Here is a 21,703-nt window from a genome sequence, read left to right as displayed (position 1 = left end):
CACCGTATCGCCGTCTTTTGTCGCTCATCGTCACCATTTTTTGCGGGAACCGTTATGCCTAAGCGTACCGACATCAACAGTATCTTGATCATTGGCGCTGGCCCGATTGTGATCGGCCAGGCCTGCGAATTCGACTACTCCGGCGCCCAGGCGTGTAAAGCGCTGCGCGAGGAAGGTTACCGGGTTATTTTGGTTAACTCCAACCCCGCCACCATCATGACTGACCCGGCCATGGCCGATGCCACCTACATCGAGCCGATTACCTGGCAGGCGGTGGAGAAGATCATCGAAGCCGAGCGCCCTGATGCCATTCTGCCGACCATGGGTGGTCAGACGGCGCTGAACTGTGCCCTCGAGCTTGAAAAGCATGGCGTGCTGGAGAAGTTCGGCGTCGAGATGATCGGTGCCAACGCCGATGCGATTAACATGGCCGAAGACCGTGATCTGTTCGATCAGGCCATGAAGCGCATTGGCTTGGAGTGCCCGAAAGCGAAAGTCGCCCACACCATGGATGAAGCCTGGGAGATTCAGGCTGAACTGGGTTTCCCGACCATTATTCGCCCTTCCTACACCATGGGCGGCTCCGGCGGCGGCGTGGCGTACAACAAGGAAGAGTTCGAAGAAATCTGTACCCGTGGTTTTGAGCTTTCCAATAACCACGAGCTGCTCATCGATGAGTCGCTGCTGGGGTGGAAAGAGTACGAGATGGAAGTTGTGCGTGATAAAAACGACAACTGCATCATCGTCTGCGCGATTGAGAACTTCGACCCCATGGGCGTGCACACCGGCGACTCCATCACCGTGGCGCCGGCGCAAACGCTGACCGATAAAGAGTATCAGATCATGCGTGACGCCAGCCTCGCGGTACTGCGCGAGATTGGCGTAGAGACCGGTGGCTCTAACGTCCAGTTTGGTATGGATCCCAAAACCGGCCGTTTGGTAGTTATCGAGATGAACCCGCGGGTGTCACGCTCTTCAGCGCTGGCCTCAAAGGCGACCGGTTTCCCGATTGCTAAAATCGCCGCGAAATTGGCGATTGGCTATACCCTGGACGAGCTGCAGAACGATATTACCGGTGGTCAAACGCCGGCATCGTTCGAGCCGTCTATCGATTACGTGGTCACCAAAATTCCGCGCTTCACCTTCGAGAAATTCCCCCAGGCCAACGATCGCCTAACGACGCAGATGAAGTCGGTGGGTGAGGTGATGGCGATTGGCCGCACCTTCCAAGAGTCGCTGCAGAAAGCCCTGCGTGGCCTGGAAACCGGTAACGATGGTCTTGATCCGATCATTACCGATTTCACGCCGGACAACATGGCGATTATCCAGGGCGAACTGCAGGCCGCCGGTGCCGAGCGTATTTTCTACGTGGCGGACGCCATGCGTTCCGGCATGAGCGTCGATGACGTCTTTGTCCTGACCAATATCGACCCTTGGTTCCTGGTGCAGCTGGAAGATTTGGTGCTGACTGAAAACGCCGTTGCCAAGCGCTCGCTGGCTGACTTCTCGGCTCGTGAGCTCTATCAGCTCAAGCGCAAAGGCTTCGGCGATGCGCGCCTGGCCAAGCTACTGAATGTCAGCGAAAAAGAGTTCCGTCAAACCCGCCAGGCCGCCGGCATTCGCCCGGTTTATAAGCGTGTCGATACCTGTGCCGCGGAGTTTGCCTCTGATACCGCCTATATGTACTCCACTTACGAAGAGGAGTGCGAGGCGGATGTTTCTGACCGTCAGAAGATCATGGTATTGGGCGGTGGCCCTAACCGGATCGGCCAGGGCATCGAGTTTGACTACTGCTGCGTTCACGCCGCCTTCGCCATGCGCGATGATGGTTATGAAACCATCATGGTCAACTGCAACCCAGAAACCGTCTCGACCGATTACGATACCTCTGATCGTCTCTACTTCGAGCCGGTAACGCTGGAAGACGTGCTGGAGATCGCCGACAAAGAGAAGCCGGTGGGTGTGATCGTTCAGTTCGGTGGTCAAACGCCGCTGAAACTGGCCCGTGAGCTAGAAGCTGCCGGTGTGCCGATCATTGGTACCACGCCGGATGCTATCGACCGCGCAGAAGACCGTGAACGCTTCCAGGTGATGATCGATAAGCTGGGCCTGAAGCAGCCGCCCAATGCCACGGCTCGCAGCTTTGCGGAAGCCTTCGATAAAGCCGAAGCGATTGGCTACCCGCTGGTAGTGCGCCCCAGCTACGTGCTGGGTGGTCGGGCCATGGAGATCGTCTACGACGCCTCCGAACTTGAAAATTACATGACCCATGCGGTGAAAGTCTCCAACGACTCACCGGTGCTGCTGGATCACTTTTTGAGTGCCGCGATCGAGATCGATATCGATGCGGTGTCGGATGGTCAACAGGTGGTGATCGGCGGCATCATGCAGCACGTAGAGCAAGCGGGCGTTCACTCCGGTGACTCCGCCTGCGCGCTGCCGCCTTACTCGCTGCCTGCGGATGTGCAGGACGAGATGCGCCATCAGGTGAAGCAGATGGCGGTTGAGCTGGGCGTTAAAGGCTTAATGAACGTGCAGCTGGCCTGGCAGGATGGTGAGATCTATGTGATCGAGGTGAATCCCCGCGCTTCGCGTACGGTGCCCTTTGTGTCCAAGTGCATTGGCACCTCGCTGGCGCAGATCGCAGCGCGCTGCATGGCCGGTAAAACCCTGGCTGAGCAGGGCTTTGAGCAGGAAATCGTACCGCACTTCTATAGTGTTAAAGAGGCGGTCTTCCCGTTCAATAAATTCCCCGGTGTCGACCCGATTCTGTCGCCGGAAATGAAGTCCACCGGCGAAGTGATGGGCTCTGGCGACACCTTTGCAGAAGCCTTCTTCAAGGCGCAACTGGGGGCAGGTGAGGCCATTCCTGGGCTTACCGGTGAGCGCAAGGCATTCCTTTCCGTGCGCGAACCGGACAAGGCGGGGATTATCGAAGTGGGGCGTTCTCTGTTAGCATTAGGCTTTACGCTATGTGCTACACGGGGAACAGCGGCTGCTTTGGAAGCTGCCGGGCTTGCCGTGGAACACGTCAATAAAGTCTACGAAGGCCGTCCCCATATCGTCGATCTGCTTAAGAACGACGAAATCGCCTACATTGTGAACACTACTGAAGGTCGTCAGGCTATTAACGACTCTTCGGTCATTCGCCGTACTGCTCTCTCGCGCAAGGTGCCCTATGCGACCACCTTGGCGGGCGCTAATGCTGTTTGCATGGCGCTTGAGTACGGTAGGGAGATTACGGTGCGGCGCCTTCAGGATCTGCATGCAGGAGCAAGTCAATGAACAAGGTCCCGATGACAGTTGCGGGAGAAAGAAGCCTTCGTGAAGAGCTCGACCACCTTAAAAGCGAAGCTCGTCCGCAGGTGATCGCGGCCATCGCCGAAGCGCGTGAACACGGTGATCTTAAAGAGAACGCCGAGTATCACGCCGCTCGCGAGCAGCAGGGGTTTATCGAAGGGCGGATTCAGGAGATCGAAAGTAAGCTCTCTGTCGCTCAAGTGATTGACGTCACCAAGCTGCCGAAAACTGGCAAAGTGATTTTCGGCGTAACCGTATCGCTAATGAATCTGGATACTGATGCGGAAGTCACTTACCGTATCGTCGGCGAAGATGAGGCGGATATTAAGTCTGGCCGTATCTCGGTTACCTCACCGATTGCCCGTGCCCTGATCGGCAAAGAGGAAGGCGATGTCGTGGTGGTCAAAACACCCGGTGGTGACGTGGAGTACGAAGTAGGTAGCGTCGAACACGTATGACAAAAAACGCCCCTTCGATTGACTCTGGAGTCAGTTGAAGGGGCGCTTTCGTACGGCGACACTCTATTGCACGCGTTGAATTTAACGCTTAATGGCGGCCGTGGTGGTTCTCAAAGCGGGTAACGTTAGAAAGCTTCGGGTTCACCTGCGGATTTCTGCGATAGAGCAGTGCCATTTTGCCAATGGTTTGCACCAAGTCGGCACGGCTGTTGGCGATCAGTTCGGCTATCATGGCAGCACGATCATCCCGCTCAGGAAGGGCAAGTTTCACTTTGATCAGTTCGTGATCAGTGAGTGCGCGGTTAAGTTCTGCGAGCAAATTTTCGGAGACGCCGTTCTCAGAAACGGTGACCACTGGGTTAAGATGGTGGCCAATGCTACGAAATGCTTTCTTTTGTGCCTGTGACAAGCTCATGGTATCTTGCGGTATCCCGGTTAGCGCTTAACGCTCCATCTTACGGTGAAACGTCACCGAGTGAAAGCGATCGCGTGAATGCGCCCATCTCTTATTCCAGTGTTAGATTCCCACATGCAGCAAAAGCCCCCGAACCGAAAACATTCCGTTAGCAAGACCAGCAATAACTGGAAGAAGGAGCATTTTGACGACCAGTACGTGAAGCAGAGCTGGCAAGATGGCTACCGTTCCCGTGCCAGCTATAAGCTGATTGAGTTGGATGAAAAAGATAAACTGCTGCGTCCCGGTATGACGGTGATTGATCTGGGCGCCGCCCCCGGCGGGTGGAGTCAAATTGCAGCGGAAAGGGTAGGGCCTGAAGGTGTGGTGATTGCCTCTGATATTCTGGAGATGGATGCACTGGCCGGGGTGGATTTTATCCAAGGTGATTTCACTGAAGAGGCGGTGCTGGAGGCGATACTAAAATGCCTGGATAATCGCCGTGTAGACCTTGTGATGTCGGATATGGCCCCCAATATGAGTGGTATGGCGGCGATTGATCAGCCCCAGGCGATGTATTTAGTGGAGCTAGCGTTAGAACTTGCCCGCGAAACGTTGTCACCTGGTGGCCGGTTTTTAGCTAAAGTATTCCAGGGGGAAGGGTTTGACGCCTATTTGAAAGAATTGCGCGGCAGCTTTAACAAGGTAGTAACCCGTAAGCCAGACGCCTCCCGGGCGCGTTCCCGTGAAGTCTATTTTCTGGCCGAAGGGTTTCGCGGGTGACTCTCCTTAACATGAGAGGCTGCCCGTGTGGTTCATAGCCAAGATTTATCAGCGCGATTGCCAGACAGGCAAGCGCAACGTGTGTCACATTAGTCGCCATAAGTGCGCGTGACACAGATGGCCCGAGGCATAAGACGCTTTGGCAATGGTTGAACGCTTGATGCTGATGTAATGTCGTATTACTAAGCTTATTGGTAAAAGACTTTATGAAGCACCAGGGTTTAACTGACGGATTCTTGTAATGAGGGTAGCCCCTTGAATGATATGGCGAAGAACCTGATTCTGTGGTTGGTCATCGCGGCCGTCCTACTGACAGTGTTCAATAATTTCAGTACGGAAAGCGCACCGCAAAACACAAACTATTCCCAGTTTGTGCAGCAGGTGCAAAATCAGCAGGTACGTAGCGTAACGATTGATGGTTACACCATCAGCGGTGAGCGCACGGACGGCACTCAGTTCCAGACCATCCGCCCAGCGGCGGAAGATCCAAAGCTGATGGACGACCTGTTGAGCAACAATGTGACGGTGGTGGGCAAAGAGCCAGAGCAGCAAAGTATCTGGACGCGGCTACTGATCGCCAGCTTCCCGATTCTGCTGATTTTGGGCATCTTTATGTTCTTCATGCGCCAAATGCAGGGCGGAGCCGGTGGCGGTAAAGGCGGCCCGATGAGCTTTGGTAAATCGAAGGCCAAACTGCTCTCTCAAGATCAGATCAAAACCACCTTTGCCGATGTGGCAGGCTGTGATGAAGCCAAGGAAGAAGTAGAAGAGCTGGTCGACTTCCTGCGTGACCCAACCAAATTCCAGCGCCTGGGCGGTATGATTCCCCGCGGCGTGCTGATGGTAGGGCCCCCGGGTACCGGTAAAACGCTGCTGGCGAAGTCCATTGCGGGCGAAGCCAAAGTGCCGTTCTTCTCTATTTCGGGTTCTGACTTCGTTGAAATGTTTGTCGGTGTCGGTGCATCGCGTGTGCGCGACATGTTCGAGCAGGCCAAAAAGCAGGCGCCGTGCATTATCTTTATCGATGAGATTGACGCCGTGGGCCGTTCACGTGGCACCGGTATGGGTGGCGGTAACGACGAGCGCGAGCAGACGTTGAATCAACTGCTGGTCGAGATGGATGGCTTTGAAGCCAACGAAGGCATCATCGTTATTGCTGCGACCAACCGTCCTGACGTACTTGACCCTGCGTTAATGCGCCCAGGCCGCTTTGACCGTCAGGTAACGGTCGGCTTGCCGGATATCCGTGGCCGTGAGCATATTCTGGGCGTTCACCTACGTAAAGTGCCGCTGGGTGATGACGTAAAACCGCAGCTGATCGCACGTGGTACGCCTGGTTTCTCTGGTGCGGATTTGGCCAACCTGGTCAACGAAGCCGCTCTGTTTGCCGCGCGCCGCAATAAGCGCCTGGTCAGCATGGAAGAGCTTGAGCTCGCGAAGGATAAGATCATGATGGGCGCTGAGCGCAAATCGATGGTCATGACCGACAAAGAGAAGCTCAATACCGCTTACCATGAGTCGGGTCACGCCATTATCGGTCTGGTCGTGCCTTCCCATGATCCGGTCTATAAGGTAACGATTATTCCCCGTGGCCGTGCGCTGGGTGTCACCATGTTCCTGCCGGAAGAGGATCGCTACAGCCTCTCCCGTCAGCAAATTCTGGGGCAGATCTGCTCGCTGTTTGGTGGCCGTATTGCCGAAGAAATGACGTTAGGCCCGAATGGTGTAACGACAGGCGCCTCAAACGACATCAAGCGTGCTACTGAGCTGGCCCATAACATGGTTGCCAAGTGGGGCTTGTCGGACGAAATGGGCCCGATCATGTACGACGAGGATGAGTCGCATCAGTTCCTCGGCGGCCCGGGTCAGGGTGGTGGCAAGATGAAGTCTGGTGACACCACCACGCGCCTTGATAAGGAAGTCCGCAAAATCATCGACGGTTGCTACGAGCAGGCACGCCAAATCCTGACCGATAATCGCGATAAGCTGGACGCCATGGCCGAGGCCTTGATGAAGTACGAGACCATTGATGCCACGCAGTTGAAGGACATCATGGAAGGTCGTGAGCCGCGCCCGCCGGAAGGTTGGGATGACGGTGACTCATCCGGTGGCGGTACGCCTGTCAACGATGACAAGCCGCAAGCGAAGGCTGAAGACGATGCTTCTTCAAACGCTTCTGGAGGCGATGCGTCCGGTGGTGACAGTGAAGAAGATGACGACGGGCCGCGTCGCCGTCCCTCAGACCCGCTAGGTGGCCCTGCAGGCTCATAAGCCAGCACTGCCGTATGAGCCAAAGGCGCCCCGTCATGGGGCGCCTTTTTTGATATGCTGTATACATAACAGCAATGTTTCATTTCTTGATCAGGCTGCAGCATGAAATCAATTCTGGACACGTCCTCTTCACGAAACGCAGAAAATGCTCTCCAACTGCGTTGCGGGCGCCATCTGTTGGATCTCTCCTTTCCCAGGGTAATGGGTATTCTTAATGTGACCCCGGACTCTTTTTCTGACGGTGGCCAGCACGTGGCATTGGATGATGCTTTGCGCCACGCTGAGCGGATGCTGGCCGAAGGGGCGGCGATGATAGATGTGGGCGGCGAATCGACCCGCCCTGGGGCTACCCCCGTCAGCCCCCAGGAGGAGCTAGACCGGGTGGCGCCAGTGGTGGAAGTCCTGGTACGCGAGCTGGATGCGTTGGTGTCGGTGGATACCAGTTGCCCGACGGTTATACGCGAGGCGAGCGAACTGGGCGCTGGTATGATTAATGATGTGCGTGCGTTAGAGCGCGAGGGAGCCCTGCTGGCCGCGGTGGGTAGCGGGCTGCCCGTCTGTTTGATGCACCGCCAGGGCGAGCCGCAGGATATGCAGCAGTCGCCCACTTATCAGCGCCCGATTGAAGAAGAGGTGGCGGATTATTTGGCCCGTCGGATTGCTGAGTGCGAGGCGGCCGGTCTGCGCCGCAATCGTCTATTGGTTGACCCTGGTTTTGGCTTCGGCAAAACCGTCGAACACAATCTACGCTTACTCAAATACATGGAGTCTCTGCAATCGCTGGAGCTTCCAGTGCTGGTGGGTATGTCACGCAAAAGTATGATTGGAAAAGTGTTGGGTCGACCAGTGGAGGAGCGTCTCTCCGGTGGTTTGGCGCTCGCTGCCATGGCGGTTGAGCGAGGGGCAAATATTTTGCGCGTGCATGACGTGGCTGCAACGGTCGATGCAGTCAATATGGCGTGGGCGGTACTACAAGAAGGCTGCGAGCCGCCGCTAAATAAGGAGTTTGACGCATGACAAGGCGCTATTTTGGGACGGATGGTATTCGCGGCACGGTGGGTAAATCACCGATTACCGCTGATTTTATGCTCAAGCTGGGCTGGGCGGCGGGTCAGGTGCTGCGCCGTGATAAAGGTCGAACGCGGGTACTGATCGGCAAAGATACCCGGATCTCTGGCTATATGTTTGAATCCGCCCTAGAGGCGGGGCTCTCGGCAGCGGGTGTCGATGTATCACTGCTGGGGCCAATGCCCACGCCGGGTATTGCCTATTTAACGCGCACCTTCCGTGCCGATGCAGGCATCGTCATTTCGGCATCGCACAACCCCTTTGATGATAACGGCATCAAGTTCTTCTCCGCTGAGGGCAAGAAGCTTCCCGATGACACGGAAGATCGTATCGAAGCGATGCTGGAAGCGCCGCTGACCACGGCCGAGGCCGCGCAGCTGGGTAAGGCAACGCGTATCGACGACGCCGCAGGCCGTTACATCGAGTTCTGTAAATCGACCTTGCCTGACCGGCTTAGCCTGCACGGCCTTAAAATCGTCTTAGACTGTGCTCACGGTGCCACTTACCATATCGCACCCAATGTGTTCCGCGAGCTGGGGGCTGATGTCACCACCATTGGCTCTGCGCCTGACGGGTTAAACATTAACCAGCAGGTGGGCTCAACGCACCCCGCGGCTCTACGCGCTGCCGTTATTCAGCAAAATGCGGATTTGGGGATCGCCTTTGATGGCGATGGCGACCGCGTGCTGCTGGTAGATGGCGACGGGCGGGAAGTCGACGGCGACGATATTCTCTATCTGATTGCCCGAGATCGCCACGAGCGTGGCTTGCTTCAAGGCGGCGTGGTGGGCACCCTGATGTCAAACTTTGGCCTGTCGATGGCGCTGGATAAGCTGGGAATCCCCTTTGAGCGCGCAAAGGTGGGTGACCGCTTTGTGATGGAGCGTATGGCCGCCAATGGTTGGGAGCTGGGCGGTGAGTCGTCGGGGCATATTGTGTGCGCCCACGTGCAGACCACCGGCGACGGCATTGTCTCCGCGTTGCAGGTATTGGCGCTGATGATGCGCGAGCAAAAAAGCCTCCCGACACTGTTAAAAGAGTTGGAGAAAGTGCCCCAGGCGCTGGTTAATGTACGTTTGCCCGCTCATGCCAGCGCCAAAGAGGTGATGGCATCTGCGCCGCTTCAGCAGGCAGTGGCTGCGTTAGAGCATGAGTTAGGCGATGAGGGGCGAGTGTTGCTACGTCCCTCAGGTACTGAGCCGCTTATTCGAGTAATGGTGGAAGGACGTGCCCATTTAGATGTCGATCAATTGGCGCATAGCTTGGCCGATCAGGTTCAGGCGCTACTTAATTAAATGTGTTCAGCTAACCGGTTCGGTAAACTGGTTTGGTAAACCCAGCTTGTGGTTATAACAGCGGTTGTCTTGACAAGGCCGCTCCTATACCATTTCGCTCCACCTTGAGTGAGGAGAGTCGATGCGTACGCCTTTAATCGCCGGTAACTGGAAAATGAACGGTTCCGTGGCGTTAATCAATGAATTCGGCCAGGCCTTCTCCGCCGCCGTATCGCCAACGAGCGTGGATGTCGTTATCATTCCGCCGTTCCCCTATTTGGATGCGGCGCGCCACGCGTTTGAAGGTACGGTGCTTTCATTGGGCGCGCAAACGTTGAACCCTATTCACTCTGGGGCGCATACCGGCGAAGTAAGTGGTCGCATGCTAAAAGAGTTTGCGGTCTCTTACGTATTGGTGGGGCACTCTGAACGACGTCAGCTCTACAAAGAGAGCGATGAACAGATCTTTGCACGCCTGCTAGCAGCATTGAGCGTGGATATCACGCCGATCCTCTGTGTGGGTGAGTCCCTGGAGGAGCGCGACGCAGGGCGCACGATGGATGTGGTGCTTCGTCAAGTGGGCTATGTAATGTCCCGCTTAGAGCCCGACCAGCGTAAGCAGGTCGTGATTGCCTATGAGCCTGTTTGGGCCATTGGCACTGGGCGCACGGCAACGCCTGAGCAAGCCCAGGACGTTATGGCAGGCATCCGTGCCTACCAGGCGGGTTTCGATAAGGGCCTCGCCGAGCAACTGCGTTTGCTTTACGGCGGCAGTATGAACGCAAGCAATGCGGCTGAGCTGCTTGCTCAGCCAGATATCGACGGCGGTCTAGTGGGCGGAGCCTCACTCAAGATCGATGATTTTTATGCCATTTGTCAGTCAGCAGGATAACGCCATGCAAGTTGCAATTCTTATGATTCATGTGGTGATTGCGGTCGCCCTGGTGGTACTCATTCTGCTTCAGCAGGGTAAAGGTGCCGAAGCCGGTGCCGCTTTCGGAGGCGGTGCATCACAAACGGTATTTGGTTCGCGGGGCAGTGGTAACTTCCTGTCGCGCACAACGGCTATTTTGGCGGCGGGTTTCTTCGTCACCTCAATGGCGCTAGCTTACTTTGCCACCCAGGCGGGCCAGGCACCGGAAGCGGGTATTCCCGATTCGCGCTTGATCGAGCAGCAGCAAAGCGTCCCGACGCTTGACGACAGGCCTGCGGACGTGGATAATACCGCGCCAGTGCTAGAGGAAAGCAGCGAGTAAGCAGCTGCTGTTTTTTAGCCTCCCCTGATGCCGAAGTGGTGGAATTGGTAGACACGCTATCTTGAGGGGGTAGTGACCGTATGGTCGTGCGGGTTCAAGTCCCGCCTTCGGCACCATCTGTTTTGCTGGCACGCCAGCTTCCCAGAACGTTTCTTTTGTTACCAGAATGCCCATTGGCACCTGAGGCGAAAAAGACAGCTTTAAGTAAGTGGTTCTTGAAGCAAGTAGTTCTTGACGTAAGTGGCTTTAGTGTCTATTATCGTCGACCTAGATTGATGCGGGGTGGAGCAGTCTGGTAGCTCGTCGGGCTCATAACCCGAAGGTCATCGGTTCAAATCCGGTCCCCGCTACCATTTTCTAGTAGCATGTTCTAGATTGTTATTTTTAAGACGTATTGGAAATAACGGTCATTTCAGGTACAGCCTGTTACATGTTGCTAAGACGGTACTGGAAGTAGTACTTAAGAAATGGTACACAAGGTTTCTTTCAAAAAGCCCCTTCCAGTGAAGGGGCTTTTTGTTAGCAGCTTTTGGCTAGCAAGCGCGCCTGGTCGCTGTTTTATTGGCGCCCCCCGCTTTGTTAGCCAGAATATCGTTAGCACGAATATCTTAATAGCGGATGTCGTCCGGAAAACCGGAGACACATTCCCAAGTAACGCCAATCAGCCACCTAGCTTTTCTAATAACTCCTGGCCAGGTGCCTGATGCAACGGCTATAGGAGCTTTGTCTGTGGCCACTAAACACGCTGCGCTTCACGCGCTGATCGAACCTGTTGTTGCTGCCATGGGCTTTGAGCTATGGGGCATCGACCATCTTTCCCAGGGCAAAAATTCGCGGCTGGTGATCTATATCGAGCGCGAGAGTGGTGTCAGCGTGGAAGACTGCGCAGATATTAGCCGCCAAGTCAGTGCCGTTATGGATGTAGAAGACCCCATTCCCGGTGAGTACCGGTTGGAAGTCTCCTCGCCAGGCATGGCACGTCCCTTGTATTCCCTGGATCAGTTTACCCGCTTTCAAGGTCATCACGTCGCGCTGAAATTGCGCACTGCCTTTGACGGGCGGCGCAAGTATCAAGGGCTTTTGGTCGGTGTTGAGGGGGATGAAGTACTGCTACAACTGGATGGCGAAGAGTACTGCTTTCCAATTGAGAGTATTGATTCTGCTCACATTGTACCGCAGTTCGACGATTGACCGGGTGGCGGCGCTGCCGGCAGGCTGCCGGGGTGATGCACATAAGGATAGGTTTTCTGGCGAGGCATACGCATGAGTAAAGAAATTTTAATGGTCGTTGACGCGATCTCCAATGAGAAGGGCGTCCCACGTGATGTCATCTTCGAGGCGGTAGAAGCCGCTCTTGCGAGTGCGTCACGCAAGCGTTTTGAAAGAGAAGAAGCCAATGTGCGCGTGCATATTGACCGCCGCACTGGTGAATACGAAACCTTCCGCACCTGGACCGTTGTGGAAGATGACGAATTCGAAACGCCAGATTATGAAATTAAAGAGAGCATCGCCGAGCAGCGCGATCCGCCGCTGAAATTAGGCGATGTGGTCGAAAAAAGCATCGAAAATGCGTCGTTTGGCCGTATTGCTGCACAAACCGCCAAACAGGTGATCGTACAGAAAGTACGCGAAGCCGAGCGGGCTGAAGTCGTGCGCCAATATGCCGATCGCGAAGGTGAACTGGTTGCGGGCATCGTTAAAAAGACCACACGTGATGGCCTGATCATTGATTTGGGCGAAAACGCTGAGGCGTTTTTGCCGCGCAATGAAATGATTCACGGCGAGCGTTACCGCATGAACGAGCGGGTGCGCGCCCTGTTGGTCAAAGTGGATCCCGATGCACGCGGTGCCCAGCTTCAGCTATCGCGGACGTGTCCCGAGCTGATCATCGAGCTGTTCAAAATTGAAGTGCCAGAGATCGCAGAGCAGTTGATTGAGATCAAAGGTGCTGCGCGTGACCCCGGTTCACGGGCCAAAATTGCGGTAAAAACCAATGATCGCCGCATCGACCCGGTCGGTGCCTGTGTGGGTATGCGCGGTTCGCGCGTTCAGGCGGTCTCTTCGGAGCTGCAAAACGAACGCGTTGATATCGTGCTGTGGGATGACAATCCCGCCCAATTGGTGATTAACGCCATGGCACCTGCCGATGTTGGGTCTATCCTTGTGGACGAGGACGCCCACGCAATGGACGTGGCCGTGGCGCAGGATAACCTTGCTCAGGCGATTGGTCGGAGCGGTCAGAACGTGCGTTTGGCTTCTGAACTTACCGGCTGGCGCATTAATGTCATGACCGAAGAGGAAGCGGAGTCTAAGCGCGATCAAGAGATTGATAGCCTGGTGGACTCTTTTATCCAGCACCTCGATGTGGATGAAGATGTCGCTCGCCTGTTGGTGGATGAGGGGTTCACTACCCTGGAAGAAGTCGCCTACGTGCCGATGGAAGAGATGCTCGAAATCGAAGAGTTCGATGAAGATTTAGTCGAAGCGCTTCGTGCACGTGCGAAAGACGAGCTGCTGACGATGGCAATTGCCACGGAAGAAGCGCTAGACGGTGCCCAGCCAGCAGCAGATCTGCTGGAGATGGATGGCATGGAGCGCCACCTGGCCTTCATTCTGGCCAGTCGCGGCATCGTTACCATGGAAGATCTCGCCGAGCAGTCTGTCGACGATCTGGTCGATATCGAGGAGTTGGACGAAGCGCGCGCAGCGGCACTGATCATGACTGCCCGTGCGCCCTGGTTTGAAGTCGATGACGCATCGGATTCGAACACACAGTAAACAGGTCACGGGCTGAGGAGGGTCAATATGTCAGATATGACAGTTAAAGATTTCGCAGGAAAGGTGGGCCGTGATGTGCCTCGCCTACTAGAGCAAATGAAAGAAGCGGGTTTGAAGCACGCTTCTGAAAGCGATGCTGTGTCTGAAGAAGATAAGCAGAAGCTACTGAGTTTCTTGAAGAAGAGCCACGGCGGTAGCGACACCCCTGAAGCGGGCAAAAACCGCATCACGCTGACGCGCAAAACCCGTAGCCGTATCAATACCGGCGAGCGCGGCAAAACCATTGAAGTGCAGGTACGTAAGAAAAAGACCTACGTCAAAAGCGCTGAAGATGAGAAGCCGAAAGCGCCGGAGCCTAGCTATACTGGCCCGCGCCAGCTAGTGGGCGATATGGCGGAAGCCGAAGCTGAGCGCAAAGTGTCTGATGCGCGTGAAGCCGAAGAAAAAGCCGCTGCTAAGAAAGCCCGCGCTGCACAGGTAGCGGAAGCCACCGCGCGTAGCAATAAAGAAGCTGAAGCGACGGCGCAAAGTAACACGGCGCGTAGCAATAAAGAGTCTGAAGCCAAGCCGAAAGCGCCTGCGGCAGCCAAAGCACCGGCTACGCCAGACATTCCTGTGCCGAATCTTGAAATCGACGATACGCCGTCCGGTGACGATATGCCGCCAGCGCCGCCGAAAGAGGGCCGCACTGACCGTCGTACCGCTCCGCCCAAGAAGACGGCGGCGAAGAACAAAGGTCGCCGTGACGATGAAGATCGTGGTGATCGCGAAGAGCGCAAGCGCGGCGGCGGTAAGAAGGTAAAACGTGCCGAACAGCGTCGCGGTGGTCGCCGTGGTGGCAACCAGACCGGCAATGGCAAGCACGCTTTCCAGAAGCCGACTCAGCCGATCGTGCGTGAAGTATCGATCCCTGAATCGATCAGCGTGGCGGAATTGGCCGATAAGATGTCGATCAAGGCCAATGAAGTGATCAAGGCCATGTTTAACATGGGCGCGGCGGTTACCATCAACCAAACCATCGATCAGGATACGGCTGCGATCGTGGTGGAAGAGATGGGCCATACACCGAAGCTGGTTAAAGATGACGCGCTGGAAACGGAAATGCTCGAAGGCATCTCCTATGAAGGCGAAGAGATCACGCGTTCACCCGTTGTTACGGTGATGGGCCACGTTGACCACGGTAAAACCTCGCTGCTGGATTACATCCGTAAAGCGAAAGTGGCGACCGGTGAAGCCGGTGGTATTACCCAGCATATCGGTGCCTACCATGTGGAAGATAACCACGGTGGCGTGACCTTCCTGGATACCCCAGGCCACGCGGCGTTTACCGCCATGCGTGCCCGTGGTGCCAAGGCGACAGATGTGGTTATTCTGGTTGTGGCTGCCGACGATGGCGTGATGCCTCAGACGATTGAGGCGATTGAACACTCCAAAGCCGCTGAAGTGCCCATGGTGGTAGCGGTCAACAAGATCGATAAAGATGGTATCGATCTTGATCGCATCAAGAATGAGCTTTCGCAGCACGGCGTGATCTCCGAAGAGTGGGGCGGTGATACTCAGTTTGTTCACGTTTCCGCCAAGACCGGTGAAGGTATTGAAGAACTGTTGGAAGCAATCCAACTGGTCTCTGAAGTGCTTGAGCTTAAAGCCGTTCCTTCTGCGCCGGGTAAAGGCGTGGTGGTTGAATCGCGCCTTGATAAAGGTCGTGGTCCAGTCGCTACCGTACTGGTTCAGAACGGTACGCTGAAAAAGGGCGATATCGTCCTGGCTGGCCTGCACTACGGTCGTGTACGTGCGCTGACCAACGAACTTGCCCAGCAAGTCGATGCGGTTGGCCCGGCCATGCCGGTAGAGATTCAAGGCTTGGGCGGCACGCCGGATGCCGGTGATGACTTTATGGTCGTTGCAGACGAGAAGAAAGCCCGCGAAGTGGCTAACTTCCGTCAAGGCAAATACCGCGAAGTGCGCCTGGCGCGTCAGCAGAAGGCCAAGCTGGAGAACATGTTCAGCCAGATGGGCCAAGACGAAGTGGCCAAGGTCAACATCGTCCTCAAAGCCGACGTTCAAGGTTCTCTGGAAGCGATCAAAGGCGCCCTGGAAGAGCTCTCCACCGGTGAAGTTGAAGTCGCCGTGGTCTCTTCGGGTGTCGGTGGTATCACCGGTACCGATGCCAACCTGGCGCTTGCGTCGGAAGCCATCGTAGTCGGCTTTAACGTCCGTGCTGACGCCGCTGCCCGCGAGATCGTTGAGCGCGAAGGCCTGGATCTGCGTTACTACAGCGTTATTTACCAGCTGATCGACGAGGTCAAACAGGCGATGAGCGGTATGCTCGCACCTGAGTGGAAAGAAGAAATCGTCGGTATTGCCGAAGTGCGTGATGTCTTCCGTGCGCCGAAGATTGGTGCCATCGCCGGCTGTATGGTGGTTGAAGGCAGCGTGCATCGTAATAAGAAGATCCGCGTGTTGCGTGATGACGTGGTGATCTACGAAGGCGAGCTCGAATCGCTGCGCCGCTTCAAAGACGATGTGCAGGAAGTGCGCAACGGCATGGAGTGTGGCATCGGCGTGAAGAACTACAACGATGTCCAAGTCGGCGATAAGATCGAAGTCTTCGACCAAGTGAAGGTCGAGCGTAGCCTGTAAGGTTGCGAGGAGCTAAACATGCGCGAATTTAAGCGTACCGACCGGGTAGCCGACCAGCTCCAAAAGGAGCTGGCGGTGCTGATCCAACGAGAAGTGAAAGACCCGCGTTTGGGCATGGTCACGGTTAGCGGTGTCACCGTTAGCCGTGACCTTGGCTACTCCGACGTCTACGTCACTCTGTTGGGTGAGCAAGAGCCCGAGCGTATTAAAGAGAATCTGCAGGTGCTTAAGCGTGCTGCTGGTTTTCTAAGAAGCCAGATTGCCAAGCGCATCAAGCTACGTCACGTACCGGAGCTGCGTTTTCATTTCGATGAGAGCGTGGTGCGCGGTCAGCAGCTTTCTTCATTGATTGATGAAGCGGTGACGACGGATCGTGCACGCTATCAAAACGATGATGACGATTATCAAGACGCTGGCCAAGACAGTGACCCAGACGGCGACGCCCAGCAAAGTGAGGAAACTCGCTAGTGGCGCGTCAACGTCGAGGTTTGCCCGTTAATGGCGTACTGCTGCTGGATAAGCCCAAGGGCGTTTCCAGCAACCATGCGCTGCAGCGTGTACGTCGGCTGTTCCAGGCTCAAAAAGCCGGGCACACCGGCACGCTAGACCCGATGGCAACCGGCTTATTGCCGATTTGCCTAGGCGAAGCGACCAAGTTTTCATCGCACTTGCTGGAAGCCGACAAGGTGTATCGCACCCGGGTAGAGCTAGGGGTGATCACCGATACCGGCGATGCGGAAGGCACGATTATTGAGCAGCATGAGGTTCCCAGCCTAAGCGTCGATGACGTGGAAGCTGTGCTCACCCGTTTTCGCGGTGAGATTGACCAAGTGCCGCCGATGTATTCGGCTCTCAAGCATCAGGGCAAAAAACTTTACGAGCTGGCCCGGGAAGGCAAGCAGGTAGAGCGTGCAGCCCGGCGCGTAAGCGTGTATGATGCGCGCCTGCTATCGTTTGAAGGCACTGCTTTTGAGCTGGAAGTAAGCTGCAGTAAAGGCACTTACATCCGCACGTTAGCCGAAGATATTGGCCAAGCGCTTGGCTGTGGTGCGCACATCAGTCAACTAAGGAGGCTCAAAACGGGGCCCTTTTTAGCCGACGCGATGTGGACGCTAGAGGCCTTGGAAGCATTGGCCGGCCAAGCGGCACTGGAAGCTGAGCTCATGCCCGTGGATGTATTGGTGGACCATTTACCGTTACTGACGGTAGACGACACCGCGCATTCTCGTTTGGCCCATGGCCAGCCCGCTGCTCTCGAAACCGGCGCATTAGCCGCGGACGAAGTAGCCCGACTTTATTACGCCGAGACGTTTATCGGCCTTGGCGTAGTGAAAGGTGCTCAGGAAGTGGCACCTAAGCGACTGTTAAGTACTGTCGCTATCTCGTAAACAGCGTTGCAAGGAGGCGACCGTCTACGTGAAAATTGCAAGATCCGACGTGCACGTCGAAACGTGTACGTAGAAAATAGTAGCTTGAGACTGCAAATATGCGTGGTCTCACCCATTCATTTTTAGGCATATTGCTTACTGGAGAGACAGATGGCTTTAACCGCTGAGAAGAAGGCCGAGATCGTCACTGAATACGGCCGCGGCGATAACGATACCGGTTCCCCTGAAGTGCAGGTTGCACTGCTGAGCGCCAACATCAATGGCCTGCAGGATCACTTCAAGACCAACAAACAGGATCACCACTCTCGTCGTGGTCTGATCCGCATGGTTAACCAGCGTCGTAAGTTGCTGGACTACCTAAAGCGTAAAGATTTCGAACGCTATCAGTCCCTGATTCAGCGTCTGGGTCTGCGTCGTTAAGCGTTAACGGCAACGATTAGAAACGGGCAGCTCCTTGTGAGCTGCCCGTTTTTTTATGTTTCGTGTTTACGGCAAGAGGGAACTGGTAGCCCTATCGCGCTCCAGCGCCTAGAATGGTAACGAGTCAAAACGACCTAAACGAATAGACAAGTAGATATTGATAATGCTGAAGGAAGTCGCTGTGAATCCGGTAAAGAAAACGTTCCAGTACGGTCGTAGCACCGTCACGCTCGAAACCGGGCGTATTGCTCGCCAAGCTACCGGCGCTGTCATGGTTACCATGGATGACACCGTCGTGCTGTGTACCGTTGTCGCTCGCAAAGAGGCAAACCCGAGCCAACCCTTTTTCCCTCTCTCGGTACACTACCAAGAGAAAACCTACGCAGTGGGCAAGATTCCTGGCGGCTTCTTCAAGCGCGAAGGTCGTCCCACTGAAAAAGAGACGCTGACCTCGCGTCTGATTGATCGCCCAATCCGTCCGCTGTTCCCTAAAGGCTTTATGAACGAAGTGCAGGTCGTCTGTACCGTTCTCTCCACCGACCGTAACCACGATCCGGATATCGCCGCACTGCTTGGCACCTCCGCGGCGCTGAGTATCTCTGGCGTGCCGTTTAGTGGCCCGATTGGCGCAGCCCGGGTTGGTTTTAACGAAGAGAAAGGCTACTTCCTCAACCCAACGGTTGAAGAACTGGCCACCTCTGAGCTCGACATGGTCGTCGCCGGTACTGAAAAAGCCGTGCTGATGGTTGAGTCGGAAGCCAAAGAGCTGCTCGAAGACGAAATGCTGGGAGCCGTTCTGTTCGGTCACCAGGAAATGCAGGTCGCGATCAGTGCCATTAACGAACTGGTTGCTGAAGCGGGCAAGCCGCGCTGGGAGTGGCAGGCCGCCGAAGAGAACCAGGCGCTCAAAGCCGCCATGGCCGATGCATTTGAAGCGAAAGTGGGCGATGCTTACCGCATCACCGACAAAATGCAGCGCCAGGATGCACTGGCTGAGTTGAAAGATCAGGCGATTGAACAACTGGCAGCCGATGAAGGCGAACCGGTTAACGACAAGTTCAGTAAAGATGACGTCAAAGGTGCCTTTGCTAGCCTGGAAAAACGCGTTGTGCGTTCACGGGTGGTAAAAGGTGAGCCGCGTATTGACGGTCGTGACAATCAAACCGTTCGTCCGCTGGCTATCGAAGTCGGTGTGCTGCCGAAAGCTCATGGTTCTGCCATCTTTACGCGTGGTGAGACCCAGGCGATTGCCGTAGCAACACTGGGCACGCTGCGTGATTCACAGCTAATCGAATCACTGGAAGGTGAGCGTAAAGACCGCTTTATGCTGCACTACAACTTCCCTCCCTACTCGGTGGGTGAAGCTGGCTTTATGGGTGGCCCGAAGCGTCGCGAAATCGGCCATGGCCGCTTAGCGCGTCGTGGCGTGCAGGCAATGCTGCCGTCAGAAGATGTCTTCCCCTACACCATTCGTGTGGTGTCTGAAATTACCGAGTCTAACGGCTCCAGCTCCATGGCCTCTGTATGTGGCTCTTCGCTGGCCCTGATGGACGCAGGCGTGCCGTTAAAAGCACCGGTCGCCGGTATTGCCATGGGCTTGGTAAAAGACCCGGACGGTTTTGCGGTATTGACTGATATCCTGGGTGACGAAGATCACCTCGGCGATATGGACTTTAAAGTTGCCGGTTCCGAAGAGGGCGTCACCGCCCTGCAGATGGACATCAAGATCGAAGGCATCAACGAAGAGATTATGGAGCTCGCGCTGCAGCAAGCACTGACCGCGCGACTGAGTATTCTCGAGCAAATGAATGTCGTGATCAGCCAGAGCCGTAGCGATGTCTCCGACAACGCGCCGTCCATGGCAACGATCAAAATCGATCCGGACAAGATCCGTGACGTTATCGGTAAAGGTGGCGCAACCATTCGCAAAATCTGCGAAGACACCGGCGCCTCTATTGATCTCGACGACGATGGCACCGTGCGTATTTACGCGGAAGATAAAGCCGCCGCCAAGCGCGCCATCGACACCGTACTGGCGATTACCGCTGAAGCGGAAATCGGCAAGCTATATCACGGCAAGGTCGTGCGTATTGCTGACTTCGGTGCGTTCGTTAACATCATGCCCGGCACCGATGGCCTGGTTCACATCTCGCAAATCGTTGCCGAGCGGGTTAACAACGTGCGCGACTTCTTGAACGAAGGCGATGACGTGGTCGTTAAGGTGCTGGATATCGACAACCGCAACCGCGTGAAGCTGTCGATGAAAGAGATCAGCGAAGAAGAGAAAGCCGCTTTTACCGCGGAAGCAGCGGAAACCGAAGCGGCGATTTAAATCGCTAGCTAGGTTTCTGAGACCGCCCTCGTAGCCTCTGGCTGCGGGGGCGTTGTTTTTGCTGGGTACTGTTTTTGCTAGATAGTGTTTTGTAGTTAGGTATCGCTTGGTTCGCCGGGATTTAGACAGTCAGGGAGCAGCAGATGGAGCAGCAACAAGCGCCGCGTTGGTGGGCGGTGGTGGCCGTGATGATCGGCATTTTTTTACTGGTGACCGCAGAGCAACTGCCGATTGGGTTGCTTTCTCAAGTGGCATCGAGCATGGGCGTTACCCCTGGCATGGCAGGCTTAATGGTCACCGTGCCCGGCGTGGTCGCTGCCTTTTCAGCTCCTTTGTTGCCGGTAGCGGTGGGGCGCTTGGACAGGCGCATTATGCTCACGGCATTGATGGCCGTAATGGTGGCCGGGAGTGTGCTATCGGCATTGGCCAGCAGCTTTATCCTGTTGCTTGCCGCCCGCGTGCTTGTGGGGCTTAGTATTGGTGGCTTTTGGGCGGTGGCGGGCAGCATTGCCCCACGCCTAGTGCCAGAGGCTCAGGTGCCAAAAGCGATGACGATGATTTTTGGTGGTGTCGCGGCGGCCTCGGTGCTGGGTGTGCCACTGGGCACGCTGCTGGGGGATCTCAGCAACTGGCGGGTCGCCTTTGGGGCGCTGGGAGGGCTAAGCCTGTTAACGGCAGCTGCGCTGTGGTTTTGGCTACCGCCGCTACCACCGCGAGAACCTGTGCGTTTGCGGGTATTGGCGCAGCAGTTTAGCAATCGCGGTGTGCGAGTCGCGGTGTTAACCACCGCCTTTGTAGTGGTTGGCCACTTTGCCGCCTACACCTTTATTAGCCCCATCCTGCAAGAGATCAGCGGTATTTCCCAGCGCCATGTGAGCAGTCTGCTGCTGCTTTACGGGGCGGCAGGCATTGTGGGCAATATTGCGGCAGGCATGTTTGCCGGGCGCCACCCCTACCGCGCTGTGCTGGCGATTCCCAGCCTGTTGCTTATCGTCGTCGCCGTGTTCCCGCTGCTGGGTGTTCAGCCGAGCAGCGGTGTCATGTTGCTCATGATGTGGGGCGCGGTGTTTGGCAGCGTATCAGTCAGCATTCAAACCTGGATTATACGCACTGCACCCAATACCGAAGCCGCCACGGCGTTGATGGCGTTTACCTTCAATATGTCCATTGGCCTGGGCGCCATGCTAGGTGGGCGTATCGTCGATGGCACTAGCCTTCCCATTGCCATGTGGGCCGCATCCGGATTATTCCTGTTGGGGGCGCTGTTGGTCTGGCGAACACCGTCACGCATCGTGGGGGAGAAGCGTCGTTAAGTAAGCGATAAATAATGCGCAAGTA

At 55.8% G+C, this 21,703-nt stretch carries 17 protein-coding genes and 2 tRNA genes; 18 read left to right on the top strand and 1 reads right to left on the bottom strand.

The window, feature by feature from the left end; all coding sequences use genetic code 11:
* The first annotated feature begins 54 nt into the window (after positions 1-54).
* Together carB and greA are read left to right on the top strand one after the other, a co-directional pair.
* Positions 55-3,285 (top strand): carbamoyl-phosphate synthase large subunit, encoded by a 3,231-nt coding sequence (gene carB / locus HZS52_RS02560; protein ID WP_190374093.1) that lies wholly within the window; start codon positions 55-57, stop codon positions 3,283-3,285.
* Positions 3,282-3,758: a transcription elongation factor GreA gene (gene greA / locus HZS52_RS02555; protein ID WP_009287920.1), complete on the top strand. Its 477-nt coding sequence runs from the start codon at positions 3,282-3,284 to the stop codon at positions 3,756-3,758. Before carB ends, greA begins: the two co-directional genes overlap by 4 nt.
* An 88-nt stretch (positions 3,759-3,846) precedes the next feature.
* Here the strand turns inward: greA and yhbY are convergent, their stop codons facing one another.
* Positions 3,847-4,173 carry a ribosome assembly RNA-binding protein YhbY gene (gene yhbY, locus HZS52_RS02550; RefSeq protein WP_022520713.1) on the bottom strand — a complete coding sequence of 109 codons (327 nt, stop codon included), beginning with the start codon at positions 4,171-4,173 and terminating at the stop codon, positions 3,847-3,849.
* A 114-nt stretch (positions 4,174-4,287) separates the two neighbouring features.
* On the opposite strand from yhbY, the gene rlmE reads away from it, so the two are divergent.
* The 16 genes from rlmE to HZS52_RS02470 all read left to right on the top strand — a co-directional run bounded on the left by rlmE (position 4,288) and on the right by HZS52_RS02470 (position 21,678).
* Positions 4,288-4,935 carry a 23S rRNA (uridine(2552)-2'-O)-methyltransferase RlmE gene (rlmE, locus tag HZS52_RS02545; RefSeq protein ID WP_027958245.1) on the top strand — a complete coding sequence of 216 codons (648 nt, stop codon included), beginning with the start codon at positions 4,288-4,290 and terminating at the stop codon, positions 4,933-4,935.
* Between the two features lie 255 nt (positions 4,936-5,190).
* Positions 5,191-7,206, top strand: a complete 2,016-nt coding sequence (ftsH, locus tag HZS52_RS02540) for an ATP-dependent zinc metalloprotease FtsH (protein ID WP_022520711.1) — start codon at positions 5,191-5,193, stop codon at positions 7,204-7,206.
* A 102-nt stretch (positions 7,207-7,308) separates the two neighbouring features.
* Positions 7,309-8,223 carry a dihydropteroate synthase gene (gene folP, locus HZS52_RS02535; protein ID WP_190374092.1) on the top strand — a complete coding sequence of 305 codons (915 nt, stop codon included), beginning with the start codon at positions 7,309-7,311 and terminating at the stop codon, positions 8,221-8,223.
* Positions 8,220-9,569, top strand: a complete 1,350-nt coding sequence (gene glmM / locus HZS52_RS02530; protein ID WP_022520709.1) for a phosphoglucosamine mutase — start codon at positions 8,220-8,222, stop codon at positions 9,567-9,569. Before folP ends, glmM begins: the two co-directional genes overlap by 4 nt.
* Positions 9,570-9,690: 121 nt before the next feature.
* Positions 9,691-10,440: a triose-phosphate isomerase gene (gene tpiA / locus HZS52_RS02525; RefSeq protein ID WP_009287925.1), complete on the top strand. Its 750-nt coding sequence runs from the start codon at positions 9,691-9,693 to the stop codon at positions 10,438-10,440.
* A 4-nt stretch (positions 10,441-10,444) separates the two neighbouring features.
* Positions 10,445-10,804, top strand: coding sequence for a preprotein translocase subunit SecG (gene secG / locus HZS52_RS02520; protein ID WP_022520708.1), 360 nt, complete (start codon positions 10,445-10,447; stop codon positions 10,802-10,804).
* 29 nt (positions 10,805-10,833) lie between these two features.
* A tRNA-Leu gene (locus tag HZS52_RS02515) sits at positions 10,834-10,920 on the top strand.
* 160 nt (positions 10,921-11,080) lie between these two features.
* Positions 11,081-11,157: transfer RNA gene (locus HZS52_RS02510), tRNA-Met, on the top strand.
* Positions 11,158-11,533: 376 nt separating this feature from the next.
* Positions 11,534-11,995 carry a ribosome maturation factor RimP gene (rimP, locus tag HZS52_RS02505; RefSeq protein WP_022520707.1) on the top strand — a complete coding sequence of 154 codons (462 nt, stop codon included), beginning with the start codon at positions 11,534-11,536 and terminating at the stop codon, positions 11,993-11,995.
* Positions 11,996-12,067: 72 nt separating this feature from the next.
* Positions 12,068-13,582: a transcription termination factor NusA gene (gene nusA, locus HZS52_RS02500; protein ID WP_009287927.1), complete on the top strand. Its 1,515-nt coding sequence runs from the start codon at positions 12,068-12,070 to the stop codon at positions 13,580-13,582.
* Between the two features lie 27 nt (positions 13,583-13,609).
* On the top strand, positions 13,610-16,225 hold the full coding sequence (infB, locus tag HZS52_RS02495; RefSeq protein ID WP_159175958.1) for a translation initiation factor IF-2: 2,616 nt from the start codon (positions 13,610-13,612) through the stop codon (positions 16,223-16,225).
* Between the two features lie 18 nt (positions 16,226-16,243).
* Positions 16,244-16,693: a 30S ribosome-binding factor RbfA gene (rbfA, locus tag HZS52_RS02490; protein ID WP_027958247.1), complete on the top strand. Its 450-nt coding sequence runs from the start codon at positions 16,244-16,246 to the stop codon at positions 16,691-16,693.
* Positions 16,693-17,613 carry a tRNA pseudouridine(55) synthase TruB gene (gene truB, locus HZS52_RS02485; RefSeq protein WP_190374091.1) on the top strand — a complete coding sequence of 307 codons (921 nt, stop codon included), beginning with the start codon at positions 16,693-16,695 and terminating at the stop codon, positions 17,611-17,613. Before rbfA ends, truB begins: the two co-directional genes overlap by 1 nt.
* 150 nt (positions 17,614-17,763) lie before the next feature.
* A complete protein-coding gene (gene rpsO / locus HZS52_RS02480; RefSeq protein ID WP_007111823.1) occupies positions 17,764-18,033 on the top strand; it encodes a 30S ribosomal protein S15 in 270 nt (89 codons plus the stop codon).
* Between the two features lie 163 nt (positions 18,034-18,196).
* On the top strand, positions 18,197-20,365 hold the full coding sequence (gene pnp, locus HZS52_RS02475; protein ID WP_022520704.1) for a polyribonucleotide nucleotidyltransferase: 2,169 nt from the start codon (positions 18,197-18,199) through the stop codon (positions 20,363-20,365).
* A gap of 143 nt (positions 20,366-20,508) precedes the next feature.
* A complete protein-coding gene (locus tag HZS52_RS02470; protein ID WP_138801366.1) occupies positions 20,509-21,678 on the top strand; it encodes an MFS transporter in 1,170 nt (389 codons plus the stop codon).
* The last annotated feature ends 25 nt before the right edge of the window (positions 21,679-21,703 follow it).

Source organism: Vreelandella titanicae (assembly GCF_014697095.1).
In the GTDB taxonomy this organism is placed as follows: Bacteria; Pseudomonadota; Gammaproteobacteria; order Pseudomonadales; family Halomonadaceae; genus Vreelandella; species Vreelandella titanicae.
The sequence above is the reverse complement of the archived record's forward strand: the minus strand, read 5'-3'. Positions and strand labels throughout refer to the sequence as shown.